The 22,205-nt window shown below is 37.5% G+C and carries 18 protein-coding genes; 7 read left to right on the forward strand and 11 right to left on the reverse strand.

Going from position 1 to position 22,205, the window contains the following annotated elements:
• From def to AC3CH7_RS05390, 6 genes are all read right to left on the reverse strand, one after another.
• Entirely contained in the window at window positions 1–495 is a 495-nt protein-coding gene (gene def / locus AC3CH7_RS05365; protein ID WP_031418961.1) for a peptide deformylase, read from the reverse strand.
• An 89-nt stretch (window positions 496–584) separates the two neighbouring features.
• On the reverse strand, window positions 585–2,996 hold the full coding sequence (gene priA, locus AC3CH7_RS05370) for a primosomal protein N' (RefSeq protein ID WP_416277488.1): 2,412 nt from the start codon (window positions 2,994–2,996) through the stop codon (window positions 585–587).
• Entirely contained in the window at window positions 2,993–4,003 is a 1,011-nt protein-coding gene (coaBC, locus tag AC3CH7_RS05375) for a bifunctional phosphopantothenoylcysteine decarboxylase/phosphopantothenate--cysteine ligase CoaBC (RefSeq protein ID WP_488381604.1), read from the reverse strand. The genes priA and coaBC overlap by 4 nt, the downstream gene beginning before the upstream one ends.
• Window positions 4,004–4,103: 100 nt before the next feature.
• A complete protein-coding gene (gene rpoZ, locus AC3CH7_RS05380) occupies window positions 4,104–4,331 on the reverse strand; it encodes a DNA-directed RNA polymerase subunit omega (RefSeq protein WP_008173785.1) in 228 nt (75 codons plus the stop codon).
• A gap of 3 nt (window positions 4,332–4,334) precedes the next feature.
• The gene (gene gmk, locus AC3CH7_RS05385) at window positions 4,335–4,952 is read right to left on the reverse strand and encodes a guanylate kinase (protein ID WP_008173787.1); all 618 of its coding nucleotides are present in this window, start codon (window positions 4,950–4,952) and stop codon (window positions 4,335–4,337) included.
• A gap of 43 nt (window positions 4,953–4,995) precedes the next feature.
• Entirely contained in the window at window positions 4,996–5,871 is an 876-nt protein-coding gene (locus tag AC3CH7_RS05390; protein ID WP_031418953.1) for a YicC/YloC family endoribonuclease, read from the reverse strand.
• A gap of 258 nt (window positions 5,872–6,129) precedes the next feature.
• Between AC3CH7_RS05390 and AC3CH7_RS05395 the strand changes: the two genes are divergently transcribed.
• The 7 genes from AC3CH7_RS05395 (at window position 6,130) to AC3CH7_RS05425 (ending at window position 16,300) form a co-directional block, all read left to right on the forward strand.
• Window positions 6,130–7,824 (forward strand): Rqc2 family fibronectin-binding protein, encoded by a 1,695-nt coding sequence (locus AC3CH7_RS05395; RefSeq protein WP_099805127.1) that lies wholly within the window; start codon window positions 6,130–6,132, stop codon window positions 7,822–7,824.
• 252 nt (window positions 7,825–8,076) lie between these two features.
• Window positions 8,077–9,762 (forward strand): methyl-accepting chemotaxis protein, encoded by a 1,686-nt coding sequence (locus AC3CH7_RS05400; RefSeq protein ID WP_207889696.1) that lies wholly within the window; start codon window positions 8,077–8,079, stop codon window positions 9,760–9,762.
• 909 nt (window positions 9,763–10,671) lie between these two features.
• Complete coding sequence (locus AC3CH7_RS05405; protein WP_012293201.1) at window positions 10,672–12,330, forward strand: peptide ABC transporter substrate-binding protein; 1,659 nt, start codon at window positions 10,672–10,674, stop codon at window positions 12,328–12,330.
• 132 nt (window positions 12,331–12,462) lie between these two features.
• Window positions 12,463–13,392 carry an ABC transporter permease gene (locus tag AC3CH7_RS05410; protein ID WP_031418948.1) on the forward strand — a complete coding sequence of 310 codons (930 nt, stop codon included), beginning with the start codon at window positions 12,463–12,465 and terminating at the stop codon, window positions 13,390–13,392.
• Complete coding sequence (locus tag AC3CH7_RS05415) at window positions 13,392–14,312, forward strand: ABC transporter permease (protein WP_012293199.1); 921 nt, start codon at window positions 13,392–13,394, stop codon at window positions 14,310–14,312. The genes AC3CH7_RS05410 and AC3CH7_RS05415 overlap by 1 nt, the downstream gene beginning before the upstream one ends.
• A 13-nt stretch (window positions 14,313–14,325) precedes the next feature.
• The gene (locus AC3CH7_RS05420; RefSeq protein WP_025113882.1) at window positions 14,326–15,381 is read left to right on the forward strand and encodes an ABC transporter ATP-binding protein; all 1,056 of its coding nucleotides are present in this window, start codon (window positions 14,326–14,328) and stop codon (window positions 15,379–15,381) included.
• Window positions 15,374–16,300 (forward strand): ABC transporter ATP-binding protein, encoded by a 927-nt coding sequence (locus AC3CH7_RS05425; RefSeq protein ID WP_488381605.1) that lies wholly within the window; start codon window positions 15,374–15,376, stop codon window positions 16,298–16,300. The genes AC3CH7_RS05420 and AC3CH7_RS05425 overlap by 8 nt, the downstream gene beginning before the upstream one ends.
• A gap of 174 nt (window positions 16,301–16,474) precedes the next feature.
• On the opposite strand, the gene AC3CH7_RS05430 is transcribed toward AC3CH7_RS05425, so the two are convergent.
• Genes AC3CH7_RS05430 through AC3CH7_RS05450 form a run of 5 tightly spaced genes read right to left on the reverse strand, consistent with a single transcriptional unit; the run spans window position 16,475 to window position 22,160 of the window.
• Window positions 16,475–18,298, reverse strand: a complete 1,824-nt coding sequence (locus AC3CH7_RS05430) for an oligopeptide ABC transporter substrate-binding protein (protein ID WP_488381606.1) — start codon at window positions 18,296–18,298, stop codon at window positions 16,475–16,477.
• Between the two features lie 16 nt (window positions 18,299–18,314).
• Window positions 18,315–19,214 carry an ABC transporter permease gene (locus tag AC3CH7_RS05435; RefSeq protein ID WP_012293195.1) on the reverse strand — a complete coding sequence of 300 codons (900 nt, stop codon included), beginning with the start codon at window positions 19,212–19,214 and terminating at the stop codon, window positions 18,315–18,317.
• Between the two features lie 36 nt (window positions 19,215–19,250).
• Entirely contained in the window at window positions 19,251–20,213 is a 963-nt protein-coding gene (gene opp4B / locus AC3CH7_RS05440; protein WP_012293194.1) for an oligopeptide ABC transporter permease, read from the reverse strand.
• Between the two features lies 1 nt (window position 20,214).
• On the reverse strand, window positions 20,215–21,150 hold the full coding sequence (locus tag AC3CH7_RS05445) for an ATP-binding cassette domain-containing protein (RefSeq protein ID WP_012293193.1): 936 nt from the start codon (window positions 21,148–21,150) through the stop codon (window positions 20,215–20,217).
• Window positions 21,147–22,160: an ABC transporter ATP-binding protein gene (locus tag AC3CH7_RS05450; RefSeq protein ID WP_198696189.1), complete on the reverse strand. Its 1,014-nt coding sequence runs from the start codon at window positions 22,158–22,160 to the stop codon at window positions 21,147–21,149. Before AC3CH7_RS05450 ends, AC3CH7_RS05445 begins: the two co-directional genes overlap by 4 nt.
• Window positions 22,161–22,205 lie beyond the last annotated feature (45 nt).

Below are 22,205 nucleotides of genomic sequence, written 5' to 3' on the forward strand. Positions count from 1 at the left end.
TTATTCCTCCTCTTCTGCATACATTTCTTCAAGCTCTTCTGCTGTTAGAACGCGTTGGATTTTTGAATCAAATAGCACGCCATCTAAATGATCAATTTCATGTAAAATTGCTCTAGCATCAAAGCCCCCTGCTTCTAATTCATAGACACGTCCTTCACGGTCACAAGCTTCAATTTTTACATAGCTTGGGCGTTCAACCTCACCATATAATCCTGGGAAACTCAAGCAACCTTCAATATCTATTTCCGCTCCATCCGTTTCAATAACAGTTGGATTAATCATTTCTAAAATATCGCGTTCCTCACCTAATTCTACAATCGCTACTCGTAACCCTATATCAATTTGCGGTGCAGCAATGCCAACACCATCATATTCAACCATAGTGTCATATAAATCATCCAGTAATGTAATGAGTTCATCATTTATTTCGGTTACTTCTGCACATGGTGTTGAAAGTACTTGTGCTGGGTGTTCGATTACTTTTTTTATTGCCATTATTATATCCTCATTTCTGCTTTTAGCTAGAGCCATACCATTTTATTTATTTGTTAGACATATGCTCGTAAAACTGTGTTTAAACTCTCTTATATAGTAGACGGATCTAAATCTACCGTCATTAATATTCCTTGTTTGATCCACTCTGCTCGATACATAGCAAGTAGACGCTGTAATACCGGAATAAGATTTGGTTCAATTTTATATTTTATCAAACATTGATAACGATATCTATTTTGGAGTCGAGCAATACTTGCCGTGGTTGGGCCAATAATAGCCACTTGATTCGATAAATTTCCACGGAGCCAATCAGCCATTCGTCCAGCATATTCAGCAGCCACCATAACATCCTCATGAGAAATCTGCACAAGCGCCACGTAATAATATGGTGGGTAACTGGAACGACGTCGTAAAAACATCTCACGCTCATAAAATGGCTCATAATCCTGCGTTTTAGCTAACTCGATAGCATAATGCTCTGGTGTATAGGTCTGAATAATTACCTCTCCGGGTTTATCATGTCTTCCTGCCCTCCCACTTACCTGTGTTAATAGTTGAAATGTACGTTCTGCTGCTCGATAATCTGGTAAATGTAGGGAGGTGTCAGCGCTAAGTACGCCTACCAGCGTAATATTTGGAAAATCAAGCCCTTTTGCAATCATCTGTGTGCCAAGTAAAATATCAGCTTGTCCCTCTCCAAATGCAGCTAATATTTCTTCATGTGCACCTTTATGCTTTGTCGTATCTACATCCATACGCAATACTCTTGCTTCTGGGAACAGCTTATATATTTCTTCCTCTACCTTTTGTGTGCCAGTACCAAAATAACGTATATGATCACTTTGACATTGTGGACAAATTTGAGGCACATGTTCTTCATAGCCGCAGTAATGGCATTTCAATTTTTCGGTTGTACGATGATAGGTTAAAGAAATATCACAGTTGGGACATTGGACAACTGTCCCGCAATCCCGACATAGCACAAAAGATGAGTAACCTCGTCGATTTAAAAACAACACCATTTGCTCTTTTTTCTCTAATCTTATACGAATTGCTTCTATAAGTGATTGCGAAAACATGGATCGATTTCCTTGTCGAAGCTCCTCACGCATATCTGAAATAAAAACGGTTGGTAAGGACTGATGCAAGGCTCTTAATTTTAATGAAAGTAAGGTATAAACACCCTTTTTAGCTCTTGCAAAAGATTCTAATCCTGGTGTAGCACTACCTAAAATAACAGGGCAATTATAATATTCACTACGCCAAATAGCTACATCTCTTGCATGATAACGTGGTGAGTCTTCTTGCTTATACGTTGACTCATGCTCTTCATCCAAAATAATAAGACCAATATTCGTAAAGGGAGCAAATATTGCTGAACGAGCCCCAACGACGACTCTCACCTTCCCTTGTTGAACTTTGCGCCATTCATCATACTTCTCGCCCACAGATAATCCACTATGCATCACCGCAACCATTTCTCCAAAACGACTACGGAATCGCTCTGTCATTTGAGGCGTTAAAGAGATTTCAGGTACGAGCATAATGGCTTCTTTGCCTTCGTTCAACACTTTTTGTATCGCCTGCAAATATACCTCTGTCTTGCCACTCCCTGTTACGCCATGCAATAAAAACGTTTGCGCTTGTTGCTGCTCCAAAGCTCCATTAATGGCTTGTAAAGCAATTTCCTGCTCATTTGTTAATTGTAAGGCTTGCGTACGTGAAACCTCTTTCGTAAACGGGTCACGATACACTTCTTCTTGAGTAAATTGCGCAGCACCCTTATCAATAACGCTCTCTAAAACTGAAGAAGAGACTCTTGCCTCCTCACAAATTTGCTGTGGTGACAAAACCTCCCCTAAATGGCGCTCCATCCATTCTAGTAATAGACGTTGTTTCACAGCTCTAGTTGATTGCTTTAACGCTTTATCAATAACGTTAGGCTCTTCAGTAATTTTCACCATCCGTATTTCTTTCACATGACCCTGTTGTTTCACAACATTATCAATAGTCACCTTATTTTGTGCAACTAATGGCTTTAATAAAGGAAGTAAACCTGCACGTTCAAACTCTTTAAAATTAGCTTTTTGTCGCTTACCAAAAATCGCCTGTACTTCATTGGGTATAGATTGATCTTCATGTAGCTTTACAATTTTTTCATATTTCGCACGTAATGCTGAAGGTAACATTACTTGTAAAGCATCTATTTCATAGCAAATCGTTTGATTCTTCAACCACTTTGCCATTTGAAGCATTTCCGCTGTTAATACTGGTTCCATATCTAAAATTTGAGCGATTGATTTTAATTTATTGAGGGGCACATCTGTTTCAGTTTTTATTCCCACTACAAAGCCTAAAACATTTCTAGGACCAAATGGCACTTTCACACGACAGCCCATTTCTATTACATTTTCCCATTCTGGCGGTACTTGATAATCGAAAGGACGATCGACATGGTAGGTTGAGACGTCAACAATGACTTCCGCTATCAATAAACTCATTGCTCCTCACCCTTTAAAATATGGGTCCATAATGTGCGGGCAAATTGCTGTGGATTAGTCGTAGCTATTATGCGCCCATTTAACTGAGCTTCCTCACTAAATTCTATCCAACGATCCGATCGAATCTTGAGCATGGGTTCACCAAGCACTTCTTGTCCAAACGTGACAGCCTTGATACCCTCTACTGAAATAAGCGGCGTTTTCTCCATTGTCGGTACATTAGCTGCATGTATCAAGATAATTTCTGGGTTCTGATTTTTAGAGGCTTCAAGCTGTTGCATCACATCATTCAAACTACCATTTTCTATTTGAATAACGTGCGCGCCTAATTCCCTCGCCTCATTAGCCAAAGCCTGTCCAATAAGACCATTGGCTTGTGGGCTAATCACATGCTTCTCATCTAACGGTACATGCAAGGCACCAACTGTCACTAAAACTGTTTTATTTGTAAGTGGCTTTATTGTCGCTGGCGCTGCAAAAAAATCCAGTACAATAGCTGTTATTTTTTCAGGCTCCTCTAAGCGCCCCTTTCCAACATAGCCACATGCTAAAAATCCTTCCGAAGGCTCAATAAATTGGTAGCCATCTGCTGCTAATCTTTCTAGATTACGCTTTACTGCTGGATGGTCATACATATGTACATTCATCGCTGGTGCTATCCACACTGGCGCAGTAGTAGCTAGTAAGGTGGTTGATACCATATCATCCGCAATTCCATTGGCCATTTTCCCAATCATATTAGCAGTTGCAGGTGCAACTAAAATCAAATCAGCCCAATCCGCTAAATCAATATGGGCAATCACACTAGAATCTTTTTCATCAAACGTGTCAAAGTAAACATCATTTTTGGACATCACTTGAAAGCTTAATGGATTCACAAACTGTCTGGCAGAGGCTGTCATCATCACTTTTACGTTCGCCCCTGCTTGTGATAGCTTGCTAACAAGAGCAACAGCTTTATATACGGCAATCCCGCCTGAAACACATAGTAAAATATTTTTATTCATGCTAGGTGTCATCCCTTCAAATGATAAGCTCCCAAAGGAGGATTCCCTGGGAGCTCTCGGCATTCTGTATAATCAAATCAACTGCTGACTAACATAGAGGTTAGATTTCGTCTTCGTACACAGTTGACTCATCCTGTGATACTTTCGTAAGAACACCTGCCGCTACTTCTTCAAGTGCTTTTCCTACGTATTTATGAGATACGTACTTGTGTAAACGTTCTGTATTTTGCTCTTCCTGCATTTGACGAGCACGTTTTGAAGCAAGGCTCACTAGTGAATATTTTGAATCGATTTCTTTTTTTAAAGCATCTACTGATGGGTATAACATTGTTTATTCTCCTCTCAACATTGACAAATATCTTTTTTCAACACGTTCTCTACGGCAATGCTCTGCTTTAATAATCGCATTAATACGATCACAGGCATTTGTCACTTCATCATTCTCTACAACATAATCATATAAGCTCATCATTTCAAGCTCTTCACTTGCTGTAGCAATGCGTTTTGCTATGATATCCTCTGTTTCCGTCCCACGTCCAACTAAACGATCTTTTAATTCAGTTAAACTTGGAGGGGCTAAGAAAATAAATAAGGCATCTGGTGCTTTTTTACGAATCTGCGCTGCACCCTGCACTTCGATTTCTAAAAACACATCGCGACCTGCATCCAGTGTTTCATTCACGTAGGCTAATGGTGTACCATAGTAGTTTCCTACAAATTCAGCATGCTCTAATAAGCCACCCTGTTCAATTAACGTTTCAAAGTCTTCTCGTTTCTTGAAAAAATAGTCTACACCATCGATTTCTCCTTCGCGAGGATTTCGTGTCGTCATCGAGATGGAATACTCATAATTCGTATTCGGCTGAGAAAATAATTCTTTTCGCACTGTCCCTTTACCTACACCAGATGGGCCAGACAGAACAATTAATAATCCACGTTCTTTTATCATTTATTCTCTATATCTCCCTTAATTTATAACAGACACGTGCAAGTTATTCGATATTTTGAACTTGCTCACGCATCTTTTCTAAAATTGTTTTCGCCTGAACAACAGCAACCGCTGCTTCTGTAGATTGATTTTTTGAACCAATCGTATTGATTTCACGATGAATCTCCTGCATTAAAAAGTCTAATTTCCTTCCGACTGAAATCGTTTCATGTAACGTTTCTTCCAGTTGATTAAAATGACTATCCAATCTGTCTAATTCCTCGGAAATGTCAACGCGTTCTGCAAAAATCGCTACTTCTGCTAATAAACGGTCATCTAATAAAGTTCCATCTGCAACTTCTGCAATCCGTTCTACTAATCGTGTACGATATTTTTCAACAGCAAGAGATGAACAGGAACGTATTTGATTCACTTGTTCTTTTAACTGTTGCTTATATTGTACAACAACTTCCTGCAATTCTTGCCCCTCACGCTCACGCATAAGTACAAGCTGTTCTATCGCCTGTGAAATCGCTTGTTCAACAGCACTAAGTAAATCCTCAGGTGTTAGTTGTGGTTTTTGCTGTACGAGTGCTTGCTCTAACGATAAAAGCTCCTGCATCGTCCATTTTTCTTCTAGTGGTACTTTACTTGCTAATTGCTCTTTTGCCTTACGATACGCTTCAATTAATGACCAATTAATCTCAATAGATTGCTCTACATTTTCTAAGTCCTTCACATATACCATCACATCAATTTTTCCGCGTGACAAAGCTTGAGAAATAAATTTCTTTGCAAAAATTTCAGCTTCAAGCCATTCTTTCGGAAATTTAGCATTGATTTCTAAAAAGCGATGGTTGACCGAGCGCATTTCTACGGTTAATTGAAAGTCTCTAGTTGTTGTGACACCTCTGCCAAAACCAGTCATACTACGCACCAAGGTTCGTCACACCTTTCTTTGCATACTGGGAATATTATAACATAAGCTTTATCGAATATGACGAATCTCCAAAAAAAATTGGATCGAATAAGAGCTAATTCTACCACAATTGAAGCTATATTTTAATATTCGCCTAAAAAATGCTATGATAAACATACAATTAGTGCTTTGCGGAGGCTTAAAAAGCGAATGCAGATGCAACAAGAAAAAAATACGAAAGTACCAAGATGCTTGTTATCATTGGAAAGAGGAATTCATATGGCATTTGACGGTTTATTTACCTATTCAATAACAGCCGACCTACAACAACTTGTCACAGGTCGAATTACTAAAATACACCAACCTAACGCTCAAGAGGTTGTTTTACATGTTCGTGCAAACGGGAAAAATCATAAATTGCTTTTTTCTATTCATTCTTCTTATGCACGAGTGCATCTTACGGAACAAACGATTGAAAATCCAGCAGAACCCCCTATGTTTTGTATGCTGCTGCGCAAGCATTTAGAGGGTGGATTTATTTCCTCCGTTAAACAGCTTGGGTTTGACCGTATTATAATAGTAGAAATCGAAAGTAAAAATGAAATTGGTGACCCTATAGTTAGACAACTACATGCTGAAATTATGGGTAGACATAGTAATCTACTTTTAATTGATAAAGAGCAAGGTAAAATTGTTGATAGTTTAAAGCACTTGCCTCCATCTGTAAATAGTTTTCGTACCGTTTTACCAGGCCAGCCTTACTTAGCTCCACCAACGCAAAATAAATGGAATCCCATACTAGTAACAGAAGAAGAGCTAGCAATATTTTTTGCGGAAACAAAAAATGCCAAAGACGTCGTGACACAATTTGCTGGGTTTTCACCTCTTCATGCTGAAGAATTATTGTACCGCATGACATCATCATTAAATCGAGTACAATGTTTCAAAGAATTTATAGCAGGTTTTTCTAATGGTGGAACGAGCCCTATGTATGTATTGGCTAATCACAAAACTTACTTCTCACCAATTGAACTAACCCACTTACATGGGGATATTACAGTTTATCCGAATGTTCATGAGCTTCTTGATCGTGTATTCTTTGCACGTGCGGAACGGGACCGTGTTAAGCAGCAAGCAGGTGATTTAGAAAGATGGCTACAAAATGAAATTGATAAACTGTCTTTAAAAACGAAAAAGCTAACGAAGGACTTTGAACGCGCCTCAAAGCTCGATCAATTTCAGTTATATGGTGAGCTGTTAATGGCTAATATTTATGCTTTTGAAAAGGGTGTCAAGGAAGTTACAGTCATAAATTACTACAGCGAAAATAGTGAAGAGATTACGATACCAGTCAGTGAACGTAAAACACCTATAGAAAACGCTCAAAGCTATTATACGAAATACACCAAAGCCAAAAATGCATTAATCATGGTGCAACAACAGCTTGAAAAAACACAAGAAGAAATTACTTACTTTGAAATGCTAGCACAACAAGTTCAGCAAGCATCACCTGGCGATATTGAAGAAATTCGTGAAGAACTTGCCGAACAGGGCTATTTAAAGCTACGCCATTCTAAGAAAAAGAAAAAACCTGTGAAACCTGAACCCGAACGCTATATTTCTTCCACAGGTACAGCCATTTCAGTTGGCAAGAACAACAAGCAAAATGATATGTTGACTTTTAAAATTGCAAAACGCACAGATATCTGGTTACACACGAAGGATATTCCAGGTTCTCATGTTGTCATCCACTCTAGCGAGCCCGATGAAACAACTTTACGTGAAGCTGCCACATTAGCTGCTTATTTTTCGAAGGCAAGAGAATCTTCTTCTGTTCCAGTGGATTATACAGACATTCGTCAGGTTAAGAAACCCAATGGGGCAAAACCCGGTTTTGTAATTTACTTCGAACAAAAAACTTTGTATATCGATCCCGATGAAGCACTCATTTTACAATTAAAAAAGCAGTCGTAAAGATAGAGACCGAGATAAATTTTCTCGGTTTTTTCTTTTTTAAAGTTATGTACACGTAATCCGTCCTACAAAACAATGAAAACAGCCACATCTTGATTGTTTCTTACAGACAATCTTCCTTATTATATTAACAATAAAAAAACATATGAATCATCTGAACTGTTTCTTACTACAGTTATTGACTTCTACCTTTTAGCAAAGCAAAATCAAAATATAAAAGATTGACTAGCATTTTGGAAAGGGCGTATCAATATGTCTGTAGGCAAAAAATTAAGTTTCGGTTTCTTTACCATTATTCTCACGTTAATTATTTCGTTAATGATTATGTTCATACTATTTTCAAACATTGAAAAAAAGATTGAGAATGCATTGGAAGTTCACGTAGCCCTTGTGGAATTAGCAGATGATATTCAATTTGAAATGGCCATGCAAGGTCTTTTTATTCGCGCCATTATTATCGAAGACAACCCTGTAAATAAAAAAAATTTCACAGAACATGCAAATTTACTCGATAAGCATGTAGCTGAAATCAAAGAAAAATCAAATTCCTCTGAAATGGATACATATGCAAAAGAATTAAATACTTTTAATGATGCTTTTAATAAATCAGCTACTGACGCACTCACACTTTTTGAAGCTGGTGACCTAGAAGGAGCTTTGCTAAAGGTTAATGGTGAAGTCCAGCAGGCTAATAAAGGCATTCAGGATATATCCAATAAAATTGCGAACTATCAAAAGGGACAACTTGAAAAGGTTACACTAGAATCTAAACAAGCTGTTTTCAACTCTCAAATCATTTCAATTATTGCTATCATTATTGGTGTTGCCCTTGGTATTATCCTGATGGTTTATATACAGCGAACTATTTCTCGCCCTTTAAAATCGGTAGTCCATGCGGCAAACCAAATAGCTATCGGAGAATTACACCATCAAGATGTGACTCACCACACTAAAGATGAAATTGGTCAACTTTCAACAGCCTTTAATTCAATGAAAGGCAACCTGAAAAATTTATTAACCCATATTCAAGACAATGCTGAGCATCTAACAGCATCAGTAGAAGAACTTTCGGCTTCTACCGAAGAAATTACTTCCTCAGCTGATGAAATAACGGTGCGTATTAATGAAACTGCCAATGTTGCTAAAGCAGCTACCGTCGCTGCCAATGAAAGTGCCCATGCTATGGATGAAACAGCTGTAGGTGTTCAACGTATAGCAGAAGCTACACAACAACTTCATCACAGTGCTGTAACAACAAATGAATTAGCTACAAACGGCAACAGCACCGTAGAGAATGCTCAACTACAAATGAATGTGATCCATGATTCAACGCAAATAATCAACAACCTTGTACAAAAATTAAGTAAACAATCCGAAGAGATTAGCCAGATTACAACTGTCATTACAGCCATTACTGATCAAACTAATTTATTGGCACTCAACGCTGCCATTGAAGCAGCACGTGCGGGTGAGCATGGAAAAGGATTTGCTGTTGTCGCAGATGAGGTCCGTAAGTTAGCTGAAGAATCCAAACAATCGGCTAATCAAATCGTTGTCTTAACGCAGGAGATTCAAGAGGATACACAAAATGTAGAAAAAGCTGTTTTAGATGGCCTCCATTCAGTTGCAGATGGTGTCAAAATCATTGGACATGCAGGACAAGCATTTGAGGCAATCGTAAAAGCCATCAATGCAATGACAGACCAAATAGAAGATATATCAGCAACTTCTGAAGAAATTTCAGCTAGCGCAGAACAAGTAGCGGCCTCTGTCGCAGAAATTGCTCACGGCGCTTCGACTAGCTCAGATAGTACTCAAATAGTAGCCGCTGCTAGCAAAGAACAGACCATCACTATGCAACAAATCAATCAGGTTGCCTCGCATCTAAGCGAAAAGTCCTTAGATTTACAGCAACAAATTAATCAGTTTAAACTTTAATGAAGCAAATGGTGCATTCTTTATACTGGAATGCACTATTTTTTATTTATTATGTTATATAAACCTTCAGAACAACAAAGCACACTGCCTCAATCAGGAAATTTATAAAGAACTTAAACATTGAAAAATCAGATTTTTAGTAATTATTTGCATAATCAATCCTCGCCAGTAAGACAAATGACATCCTCAAAAAAACAGTACAAATAAAATGGATTAAATTAGCAAAGAGTGTACAGTAATCAAGGTTTATATAGACTTTATCTTGCATGAATAAAACTTAATCTGAGTGCATATATAATATCTAACTTCTCTCCAAGGAAATTATTTCAATAGAATATATTTGGTATAACTGATTTATCATTTAATCCATTTTTTTCTTAGTATGGGTACATTTTTTCATAGATTAGCTCTATTCTTTCTTTTTCAGCTTAATAGATGGATAATCCTAGAAAATTACAAAATAAGTTTCTTATATATCATTAATAGATAGAAATATTCATATTTCGAGATCACAAATTACAAGAAATTACCTGCAAACGAAACTAATTCACTTAGTTTTGCTTAGATTTTCTACAAATCTATTCAATTCCCTCAAAGTATTACATCTATGACTTTTGTATCATTTTTCAAAATTTAATATTATTATCGAAAAAATAGGAATTTTCTATATAGTAAATCATTTTTTTGTTTTTACTCTATTTTTGATATTCAGAATAGATAAATATCAAATTTTTATTATACATACACTCTATTTCATTAGCATGTTAAATCGGAAAAATTTATTATTCTCTTACTTGTCAGATAATACTATATAAATTTGAATCTTTTTTATTTTGTGCACAATGATTTTTTTGGTATATTAAATAGGAGCTTCACAAAAGGCTTAAAAATTGTATAAGGGGGATTCACATGAATAAAAACAAAAAGTTTTTATTACTAACAGTTCTTGCAGTATTTTCTTTAGTACTTGCTGCATGTGGCTTCGGTGGAGATTCGTCTGAAAAATCAAAAGACGATGGAAAAGATTCTGGTTCATCTGAAACAGCTTCAGGTGGCGAATTAAATGTAGTGGTAGCTTCTGAACCACCATCACTTCATCCTGCATTAGCAACAGATACAACTTCTGGAGTTATTCTTACAAATACTTTTGAAGGATTAACAACGCTTGATGCAGACGCTCGTCCCGTTGCAGCTGCAGCTGAAAGCTGGGAAGTTAGCGAAGACTTAAAAACATACACGTTTAAATTACGTGATGCTAAATGGTCAAACGGAGATCCAGTAGTTGCTGGTGACTTCGAATATGCTTGGAAATGGGCATTAAACCCAGACAATCTTTCTGAATATGCTTCAATCCTTTACCCAATTAAAGGTGCTACAGCATACAATAATGGTGAAGGTTCTGCTGATGACGTAGGCGTTAAAGCTGAAGATGAAAAAACATTAGTAGTAACTTTAGAAAACCCAACACCTTACTTTTTAGAATTAACAGCATTCAAAACATACGCACCATTAAACCAAAAAGTAGTTGAAGGTAATGATGAGTGGTATACAGATGCTGGTGAAAACTTTGTAACAAACGGACCATTCACATTAGGTGAGTGGAGACACAACGATACAATCGTATTAAAGAAAAACCCAGAGTACTGGGATGCTGATAAAGTGGCTTTAGACACTGTTAATATCGGTATGGTTGAATCTGAAGCAACAGCAGTAACAATGTTCAAAGGTGGAGAAATTGACTATCTTGGAGCACCATTCCAATCTGTAGCACTTGATGCTATCGATGGATTTAAAGCTGATAAATCTTTAAATATTAATGACCAAGCTTCTGTATATTGGTACAAGCTAAATACAAAAGATAAAATCACTGGAAACGCTAACATTCGTAAAGCATTAGCATTAGCAGTTGATCGACAAGGTTTAATTGATAATGTTACTAAAGGTGAGCAAAAACCTGCATTAGGTATGGTTCCTACCGCAGTTCATGGTTTTGAAGAAGACCGTGGTTACTACAAAGATAACGATATCGAAGGTGCTAAAGCAGCACTTGAAGCTGGTATGAAAGAACTTGGTATTACAAACCCAGCAGATGTAAAAATTAATCTTTCTTACAACACTAGTGAAGCACACGCTGCTATCGCTCAATTCGTACAAGAAAACTGGACTAAAAACCTAGGAATCACTGTAGGTCTAGATAACTCTGAATGGCAAGTTTACCTAGAAAAACTTAACCAATTAGACTACCAAGTTGGCCGTATGGGCTGGGTTGGTGACTACAACGATGCTTATACATTCTTAGAAATGTATGACACTGCTGCAAACGGTAACAATGATACAGGTTGGGAAAATGCAGAATACAAAAAATTATTAGATCAATCTAATACAGAAGCAGATCCAGCGAAACGTCTTGAGCTTTTAAAACAAGCTGAAGCAATTGCTGTTTCTGAGTTCCCAGTTGTTCCAATTTACTACTACACGAACCTATCTGTAGTACAAGATTATGTGAAAGACATGAAGGCAGACATCCTTGGTAACATCTCTCTTAAAGAGGTTAAAGTAGAGAAATAATCAACAACATTTCGCTTATTTAGCTCTACAGCGAAGAGCTGCCTCGTAGCCCCTACGGCGCGAGTCAGCTCTTTTTAAAATACGAAGGCATATATTTGTCAGACAATTGACAAATAGAAGGAGGAGTTTTATGTGATTAAATATATTTTGAAAAGGCTGATGTATATACTTCTCGCGCTTTTCGTCATCGTAACTGTTACGTTTTTCTTAATGCGTCTCGCTCCTGGTAGTCCTTTTGCGAGTGAACGTAATTTCCCCCCTCAAATCGAGGAGAAGTTAAACGAAACGTATGGATTAAATAACCCTTGGTATATACAATATAAAGATTATTTAATCGATACGGCCACTTTCAATTTCGGTGAGTCAATGAAATATAAAGCGCGTTCTACAAATGATATGATTTCTGAAAGTTTCCCTGTTTCTTTAACATTGGGAATTGAGGCTATGCTATTAGCAATTGGATTCGGTGTTTTAATTGGCGTAGTTTCCGCGCTATATCATAATAAGTTCCCGGATTATTTGGCAACGTCCTTTGCGGTGCTCGGTATATCAGTACCTTCATTTATCTTAGCAGGTTTAATGCAGTATTTCTTAGCCTTTAAGCTTGGTTGGTTCCCTATCAGTGGATGGAAAGGCTTTGTTTATAGTATATTACCAGCCTTTGCAATTGCGCTCTCTCACATGGGCTTTATTGCAAAGTTAACTCGTTCAAGTATGCTTGAACAAAACAATAGTGAATATGTAAAAATGGCTCGTGCGAAAGGTATTGGTAAATGGACAATCGTTTTCCGCCATACATTACGAAATGCCCTACTACCAGTCGTAACGTATATTGGTCCCTTAACAGCTGGGGTTGTTACAGGTAGTTTCATTGTAGAGCAAATTTTCGCTATTCCTGGACTTGGTAAACACTTCGTTCAAAGTATTACAAACCGTGACTATACGGTCATTATGGGTACGACAGTGTTCTATTCCATCATCCTTTTATTTGCGGTATTAATCGTTGATATTCTATATAGTGTGATTGATCCGCGTATTAAACTGAAAGGAGCGAAAAAATAATGACACAGCAACAAATTGAAAAAGATAAGTTTAAAATTGTTGGTGGTAATCATGAAGCAACGGAAAAATTAGCTGACAAATCAGTCTCCTTTTGGAAAGAAGTATTTCTCCGTTTCTCTCATAATAAAATGGCCATTGTTGGGATCATTATTTTAATTATTGTTATTTTAATGGCTATATTCGCACCAATGCTATCTCAATATAAAGCAAGTGATCAGCTAGGTGTTTACAATGCACCACCATCTGCACAATTTTGGTTTGGAACGGATGACCTTGGTCGTGATATTTTCGTTCGTATTTGGGAAGGAGCTCGTATCTCCCTATTTATCGGAATTGCTGCGGCGGTTATTGACTTAATTATCGGTGTTATTTGGGGAAGTATTTCAGGTTTATCAGGCGGTCGCGTTGATAATATTATGATGCGTATTGCTGACGTTTTAACAGCTGTCCCTTACCTTTTAGTAGTAATCGTACTTTTAGTTGTTATGCAACCAGGTTTATTCCCTATGATTATTGCCTTGTCTATCACTGGATGGATTAACATGGCACGTATCGTTCGTGGTGAAGTATTATCTATTAAAAATCAAGAATACGTTCTTGCTGCTCGCACATTAGGTGCAAGTACAGGACATTTAATTATTAAACACTTAGTGCCGAATGCTCTTGGTGCCATTTTAGTAACGATGACTTTAACAATTCCATCTGCTATCTTCACTGAGTCATTCCTAAGTTACCTTGGTCTTGGGGTTCCTGCTCCAACTGCTTCATGGGGTACAATGGCTTCCGACGGTAATAAAGCTATAGCAAATGCACCATGGCGCTTGATTTTCCCAGCAGTATTTATCTCACTAACAATCTTTGCGTTTAACGCTGTTGGTGACGGCTTACGTGATGCTCTAGATCCAAAACTACGTAAATAAGGAGGTGGCCGAAATGAGTAAAACAATTCTAGAAGTAAAAGATTTAAAAATTAACTTTAAAACTTATGCAGGGCTTGTTCATGCTGTACGTGGTGTTAACTTTGATTTAAAGGAAGGTGAAACACTAGCTATAGTTGGTGAATCAGGTTCTGGAAAAAGTGTTACGAGTAATGCGTTAATGAAACTAATTCCACAGCCACCTGGTATTTATGAGTCAGGGCAAATTTTATTTAATGGTCGTGATTTAGTTCCGTTAACTGATAAAGAAATGTCTAAAGTACGCGGAAATGAAATTGCAATGATTTTCCAAGATCCAATGACAAGTTTGAATCCAACTATGAAGGTCGGACGTCAAATAACTGAAGTAATTTTGCAACATAGAAAAGTTTCTAAAGTAGATGCAAAAAAACGTGCCATTGAGCTTTTAACACAGGTAGGTATCCCCTTCCCTGAGAAACGTTATAATCAATACCCACATGAATTTTCAGGTGGTATGCGTCAACGTGTTGTTATTGCGATCGCCCTTGCAGCTGATCCTAAGCTACTGATTGCCGATGAGCCAACAACAGCCCTAGACGTAACTATTCAAGCACAGATTTTAGAGCTAATGAAGGAAATCCAAAAGAACTCGAAAACATCTATCATTTTCATTACACACGATTTAGGTGTTGTAGCGAACATCGCAGATCGTGTAGCCGTAATGTACGCTGGACAAATTGTAGAATATGGTACTGTTAATGATATTTTCTATAATCCAAAGCACCCATACACATGGGGTCTACTAGGTTCCATGCCTGATTTGGATAATGATACAGATGAGTTATTACGCACGATTCCTGGATCACCACCAGATCTTACGAACCCACCTAAAGGGGATGCATTTGCAGCACGTAACGAGTTCGCAATGGCCATTGATTATGAACAAGAACCACCAATGTTCCAAGTAAGTGAAACACATTTTGCAAAAACTTGGTTATTGCATCCTGATGCACCAAAGATTCCTCTTCCTGAAGCGGTTGCTAAACGTATAGAAGGGTATTTAGCAAAGGAGGCACAAGAAAATGACTAAAACTGGTGCTAAAAAAATTCTTGAAATTAAAAACCTAAAGCAGCATTTTGGTTCACCAAGTAATCCAATCAAAGCCGTAGATGGTATTAGCTTCGATGTTTATGAAGGTGAAACACTTGGTCTTGTAGGTGAATCAGGTTGTGGAAAGTCAACAACTGGTCGTTCAATCATTCGATTATATGATATTACAGGTGGCGAGATTGTTTTCGATGGGGAAAATGTTCATGGAAAAAAATCTAAAAATGAGTTAAAGAATTTTAACCGCCAAATGCAAATGATCTTCCAAGATCCTTACGCTTCTTTAAATCCTCGTATGACAGCTGGTGAAATCATTGGTGAAGCCTTTGATATCCATGGCCTTTACAAGGATAAAAATGTACGTCGTGGGAAAATTCAAGAGTTACTTGAAGCTGTAGGTTTAAACAAAGAGCACGCGAATCGATACGCACATGAATTCTCTGGCGGTCAACGTCAACGTATTGGGATTGCCCGTGCACTAAGCTTAGATCCTAAGTTTATCATTGCCGATGAGCCAATCTCTGCGCTTGACGTATCGATCCAAGCTCAGGTTGTTAACTTACTAAAACAACTTCAAAAAGAACGTGGCTTAACATATCTGTTCATTGCCCATGACCTTTCGATGGTAAAATACATCAGTGATCGTATTGCTGTAATGTACCGCGGTAAAATCATGGAAATCGGTAAAGCAGATGACATTTACAATCATCCTGTTCACCCGTATACAAAATCTTTATTATCAGCAATCCCACTTCCTGATCCAATGTCTGAGAAACGTCGTCAACGTATTCCGTACAAGCATACGGAGGTTGACGAAAGTGCATCGTATCATGAAATAGGCGACCAACACTATGTATATGGAACTGCTGATTTAGTTAAAACTTGGGTTAATAATCGATAAGACTCACTATATATCCATCCATTGGAGCTTTCCAATGGATGGTTTTTTATAATGAATTTTATTAGGAGGTAAATGTCTTTACCCCTTTTACTTTATTTTATGCAATGTAATGCTTCTATTTTTGGAAAAAAGCAGCCTTTCTTCTATCAAGAAAGACTGCTTCTCCGATACCAATTATTTTATTGGAGCATCTGCTGTTAATTCAATATCTTGAAGTTCTGTAGTATTTCCATATTCCACATTGTAATTTTTCACGCGCTTATTAACAGGAATAACTTCTGTTCTGAAGAAAGTCGGCACTACCATTGCTTTTTCACTCATATATTCTTGCCATGATCGGAAAGCCTTTGTACGTGTATCTTGATCCATAGCCTCTTCTGAGTCAATAGCATCTAATAATTTTGTTAATTCAGGAGATACATAGCGGCTAAAGTTAAATTCAGCACCTTCACCATATAAACCTTTAGGAGACGGGTTTGTTCCAGTTCCCCATGCTGCTTGATACATATCGATTTCTGGATCATCTGCTTGAACTTTATCGTAGAAAGCATTGAATTCAATAAGACGACCTGTTGTCAATTGTACGTCTAACCCCACTTCTTTCCAGTTTTGACGGAAGTATTCAACAATTGCTTCATCTGTTTCTGAACCAGCCATTGAAGCTAAGCGAATAGAGAATTTTTTACCATCTTTATCTTCACGAATACCGTCACCATCAACATCTTTAAAGCCCGCTTTATCTAATAATTCTTTTGCTTTTTCAGGGTCATAATTATAGCCTTCTAATGTTGCATCATAATAGGATGCAAATACTGGTGGAATTAAAGAATTTCCGCGCTCACGTAATCCTTGATAGAATTTTTCTGCAACACCTTCAACATCCATTGCATAGGCAACAGCCTGACGTAATTCAATACTATTCATTTTTGACTTTTCATCAAATACGTTTACTTTATTTGTTGTATCGTATTTTCCTAATTTAAAGCCGATATAAGAATATGATAATTCTGGTCGACCTAATAATGCTAAGTTTTGTAAATCCTTAATACTATCGTACTGATTAGTCGGGTATGATGTAGCCAGATCATATTTCCCTGTTCTTAGTGCTTCCCCAATTGAAGTTGGTGGAACAACCTCAAGTACAACTTTATCCACTTTTGGCTTGCCTTTAAAATAATGTTCGTTTGCTACAAATTGTACAGACTCACCATTTACGACTTTATCAATTTTAAATGCACCAAGTGTTACTGGATTTTTACGTACTGCATCTGAAGCAAGTAAGTCTTTCACTGGAATAGATTCTAATTGATGTTTAGGCTCTGCATATGCCCATAAGCCATCACCAATGGAGTAAATAGCTGGTGATACTTTTTTAAGTTGGATTTTAATACTCTTATCATCGACTTTTGTAATACCAGAAATTGTATCTGCTTTACCATTATGGTATTCTTCTGCACCTACAATGTTTTTAAAATCATCATCATAACGAACACCTGTATAATCTGGGTGACCAATTAGCTCATATGGGAAAATTAAATCATCAGCTGTTAAAGGTGTACCATCTGACCATTTATAATCACCTTGAATTGTGACAGTTGCTGTTTTTGCTTCTACATCAACGTCTAACTTTGCAATACCTTTGTCTGTAACAAGGAAGTTTCCATCTTGTTCAAAAAGCACATTAGACGCAAAGGCTAAAATTTCTGAATCATAAGCATCTTCGTATAGTTCCCAGTTGAAAATACCTTGGAACGGAGAGCTTGTTACAAGTCCTACGCGTAATGTACCACCTTGGATTGCGTCTCCTTCATTTGTTACTTCCATTGGTAATAATGAATCACTAGTACCTTCAGCCTCGCCGGATTTTTCTGTTTCACCCGACTTTTCTTTGTTATCAGTTTCTGCGCCTTTTTCAGACCCATTGCCTCCACCACTGCAGGCTGCTAAAACTAGCATGAATGCAAATAAAATGGACAAGAATAACCAATTTTTCTTCATGTGTAAATCCTCCCCTTTATCCTAATCGTTGTTTTGCGTCAGCTGCACGTCTTAACGCTTGACCGACATAATTTATACCAAGCATCAAAACTAAAATTAATAATGATGCGGGCAACCAAATCCACCATTTTGAAGATAATACTACCGGATTTGTTGCATAGCTTACTAATGTCCCTAAGCTAGGTGTGGACGGCGGTAAACCAAAGCCTAAGAACGATAGACCCGTTTCAATACCAACATTCCCTGCAAAGTTTAACGTTAATTCTACTATTAGCAACGAGCTTAAATTTGGTAGTATCCCTTTAAACATAATGGCAAAATCACTAGTCCCCATTGTTTTCGAGGCACTCACATAATCTCTACGCCCTTCGGATAAAGCTTTACTTCGAACGAGGCGTGCAGTGCTTATCCATTGAAAGGCACTTAAAATCAAAATCAACTCAAAAACACCATATTTCGGAATAATTGTAACTAATACAATGATGATCATTAATGTCGGTAATGTCATAAGGAAATCAATGATACGCATAAATAAATTATCGATAAAGCCGCCGTAATAGCCCATTATAATGCCGAGGGCAATCCCTAAGACATTCGCAATAAGGGTAATAGCAACTGCAATTAAAATAGAATTTTTCGCGCCGATAATAAGCTGTCCATACATATCACGACCCGCTTCATCAGCCCCAAGAATATATCCATTAACACCAGGCTCTGTAAAACGCTCTAATAATTTTATTCGTAATATTTCATCCTGATTCATAAATACGGACATAATTAATATTACAATTATAAGCAAAGTAATTCCAATAAATGACAATAACGCTAATTTATCTTTTCTGAATTCACGAATAACGACTTGAATCCCTGTTGGTGGCATATTTTCTACTTTTACTACATCATTTTTTTGCTCCATTTTATTTCACCTCTCCTTATGCGTTCAATGTAACTGTTAGTCTATGCGGATACGTGGATCAACAATGCTCATAATTATATCTGACAATAGACTACCTAATAACGCTAAGAAGCCATAAAGCATAACAAGAGCTGTAATAACACTATAATCACGACTTGTTACGGAATGGATGAATAATTGCCCCATGCCTGGGAAGCCAAAAATTGTCTCTATGAAAATCGAGCCGCCTAATAAGCCTGTAATTGTAAAGCCAAGGAAGGCCGCAATAGGTAATAAAGAGTTACGGAAAATATGTCTTCTGTAGATGATTTTCATTGGTACACCTTTACTACGTGCTGTCTTAACATAATCCTGTGTCTTGGCATCAATAATTTCTGAACGTAAGTATTGAATAATCGTCGTTGTCGCTAAAATGGCATACGTCATTGCAGGTAATATTAAATGATACAAACGATTCCAATAATACTCGAGCGTTCCGGGTTCCACCCCTACATCGACTGTTCCACTCGTCGGAAACCACATTAAACGATATCCAAAGATATATAAGAAAATTAAGCCCAATACAAAAGTTGGTATTGCATAGCTTATAAAGCTATACAGGGTAATCGACTTATCATACAATGTATCCTGCTTACGTCCAGCTATCATTCCTAATGGAATAGCAATTAAATAAACAAGAATGGTGCTAAGTAGGGCAAGCCAAAAAGTGTTTAATGCACGCTCGCCAATCAATGAGGACACTGCAAGTTTATATGTATAGCTTTGTCCAAAATCTCCCTGAAAGGCATTGATCACCCAATGGTAATATTGTACATACCATGGATCATAATAACCCGCTTGAATTCTAAGTTCTTCGATACGTGCAGGGTCTGTTTCTGGTGTAATTAACCCTGTAAAAGGATCACCTGGCATTTGTTTCGCTAAGATAAAAATAATTAAGCTTAGCACAAACATTTGAGGAATCATTAAAACTACTCTTCTAGCAATTGTTTTCCACATTTCACATTCCTCCTGACATTGCAACCATATGTGTGTCTGAAATGGATTTCAGTGGATAGACTTTTCCATGCTCATCATAGTATTTATGTTGCTCTTGTTGATAATTTCCTTCTACCTGTTGTCGAATTAATTTACGCTCATTCCTAGTCTCTGGTTCGATATTTGGAATGGCTGATAAAAGGCGGTTCGTGTATATATGCTGCGGATTCTTATAAATATCATGTCTTGTACCAGTTTCCACAAAGCGTCCTTTGTACATAATCGAAATATGATCACACATATGTTTAACAACGCCTAAATCATGGGAAATGAATAAGTATGTAAGTCCATACTCATTTTGAATATCTTTCATGAAATTCAATACTTGTGCCTGTACTGATAGATCTAGCGCTGAAACAGGTTCGTCTGCAATAATCATTTTAGGGTTACAAGCAACCGCTCGCGCAATGCCCAAACGTTGCTTTTGGCCACCCGAAAATTCATGGGGATATTTTAGTAAAACATCTTCCGACATCCCGACAATAGCAAGTAGCTCTTTAATACGTTTGCGTTCCTCTTGATCACTGAGCTTCATAAAATTCCGAATAGGCTCTGCTAGAATATCGAGAACACGTTTTCTAGGATTCATACTAGAATGAGAGTCTTGGAAAATCATTTGTATGTCTCTGTTATAGGCAGAATCACGTTTTCTCTGTTGGTTTGTCACATTTTCACCCTCATAAAAAATTTGACCAGAGGTAATCTTTTCTAGACCTATAATTGCTTTTCCTGTTGTTGATTTACCTGATCCTGATTCTCCTACTAGCCCATACGTTTTGCCCTTTTCGAACTCCATTGTTACACCGTCCACTGCATATACGCGATCAACAACGGTATTAAAAAATCCTCCACGTATTGGGTAATGAACACTTAAATCTTTTATTTGCATAAAGCTCATACAGTCCCGCCCCCTTCTTCACCTTCGAAATGAAAGTGTTTCCAGCAGGTACATCTCACAAAATGTCCTGGTGCAATTTCATGTAATTGTGGTTTTGCTTCGTGTGAAGATGCATCAATCCACGGAATACGTCCTGAAAAACGACAACCTTCTCGAGGTAAATTGATTAAAGATGGTACCATCCCTTGAATAACCTCGAGTCTTTCATTTTCGCTATGTGTTTGTGGAATTGAATTTAATAGTGAACGCGTGTAAGGGTGCCTTGGATTATTGAATAATTCCTGAACCGGTGCCTCCTCCACTACTTCACCTGCATACATAACTACAACACGATCAGCCATCTCTGCTACAACGCCTAAATCATGCGTAATGAGAATAATGCCTGTCTCTGTCTCAGTCTGTAATGCTTTTAACAGGTCCAAAATTTGGGCCTGAATGGTAACATCTAATGCTGTTGTTGGTTCATCAGCAATTAATATAGCTGGCTTACATGATAGGGCAATCGCAATCATGACACGCTGACGCATCCCCCCCGATAGCTGATGAGGAAATTGTCTAGCTACGCGTTCTGGATTTGCAATTCCAACTTGATTGAGTAGTTCTAATACTCTTTCACTTCGCTGTTGTTTTGAAAGCTTTGTATGATAGATTAACCCTTCTTCAATTTGTTCGCTTATTCTCATTAAAGGGTTAAGTGCTGATAGTGGGTCCTGAAAAATAAACCCAATGTCATTACCACGTAAGTTATTAAATTGGTGGTCATTCAATTTTGCTAAATTTTGATTATTATAAAAGATATCACCAGTAACCTTTGTATTAACCTCATTGTGCAAACCTACAATAGTAGTCGCTAACGTACTTTTACCACAACCTGATTCTCCAACTATTGCTAATACCTCATTTTTTTGAAGCGAAAGTGAGACATCATCTACAGCAGCGTGGTATGTATCTTTTATGCGAAAACTTGTAGTCAAATTTGTTATTGTTAGTAAGTCTTTTGCTGTATTCAAACAATCTCTCCTCTATAATTCAATATTCTGAAAATACAAACGATA

Source organism: Lysinibacillus sp. F12 (genome assembly GCF_057773605.1).

Coding starts and splice junctions, on each gene's coding strand:
- AC3CH7_RS05430 (WP_488381606.1), bottom strand. CDS start 18,298: ATGAAGAAAAATTGGTTATTCTTGTCCATTTTATTTGCATTCATGCTA.
- AC3CH7_RS05395 (WP_099805127.1), top strand. CDS start 6,130: ATGGCATTTGACGGTTTATTTACCTATTCAATAACAGCCGACCTACAA.
- AC3CH7_RS05425 (WP_488381605.1), top strand. CDS start 15,374: ATGACTAAAACTGGTGCTAAAAAAATTCTTGAAATTAAAAACCTAAAG.
- AC3CH7_RS05415 (WP_012293199.1), top strand. CDS start 13,392: ATGACACAGCAACAAATTGAAAAAGATAAGTTTAAAATTGTTGGTGGT.
- AC3CH7_RS05405 (WP_012293201.1), top strand. CDS start 10,672: ATGAATAAAAACAAAAAGTTTTTATTACTAACAGTTCTTGCAGTATTT.
- priA (WP_416277488.1), bottom strand. CDS start 2,996: ATGAGTTTATTGATAGCGGAAGTCATTGTTGACGTCTCAACCTACCAT.
- AC3CH7_RS05400 (WP_207889696.1), top strand. CDS start 8,077: ATGTCTGTAGGCAAAAAATTAAGTTTCGGTTTCTTTACCATTATTCTC.
- AC3CH7_RS05445 (WP_012293193.1), bottom strand. CDS start 21,150: ATGAGCTTTATGCAAATAAAAGATTTAAGTGTTCATTACCCAATACGT.
- def (WP_031418961.1), bottom strand. CDS start 495: ATGGCAATAAAAAAAGTAATCGAACACCCAGCACAAGTACTTTCAACA.
- rpoZ (WP_008173785.1), bottom strand. CDS start 4,331: ATGTTATACCCATCAGTAGATGCTTTAAAAAAAGAAATCGATTCAAAA.
- opp4B (WP_012293194.1), bottom strand. CDS start 20,213: ATGTGGAAAACAATTGCTAGAAGAGTAGTTTTAATGATTCCTCAAATG.
- gmk (WP_008173787.1), bottom strand. CDS start 4,952: ATGATAAAAGAACGTGGATTATTAATTGTTCTGTCTGGCCCATCTGGT.
- AC3CH7_RS05435 (WP_012293195.1), bottom strand. CDS start 19,214: ATGGAGCAAAAAAATGATGTAGTAAAAGTAGAAAATATGCCACCAACA.
- coaBC (WP_488381604.1), bottom strand. CDS start 4,003: ATGAATAAAAATATTTTACTATGTGTTTCAGGCGGGATTGCCGTATAT.
- AC3CH7_RS05420 (WP_025113882.1), top strand. CDS start 14,326: ATGAGTAAAACAATTCTAGAAGTAAAAGATTTAAAAATTAACTTTAAA.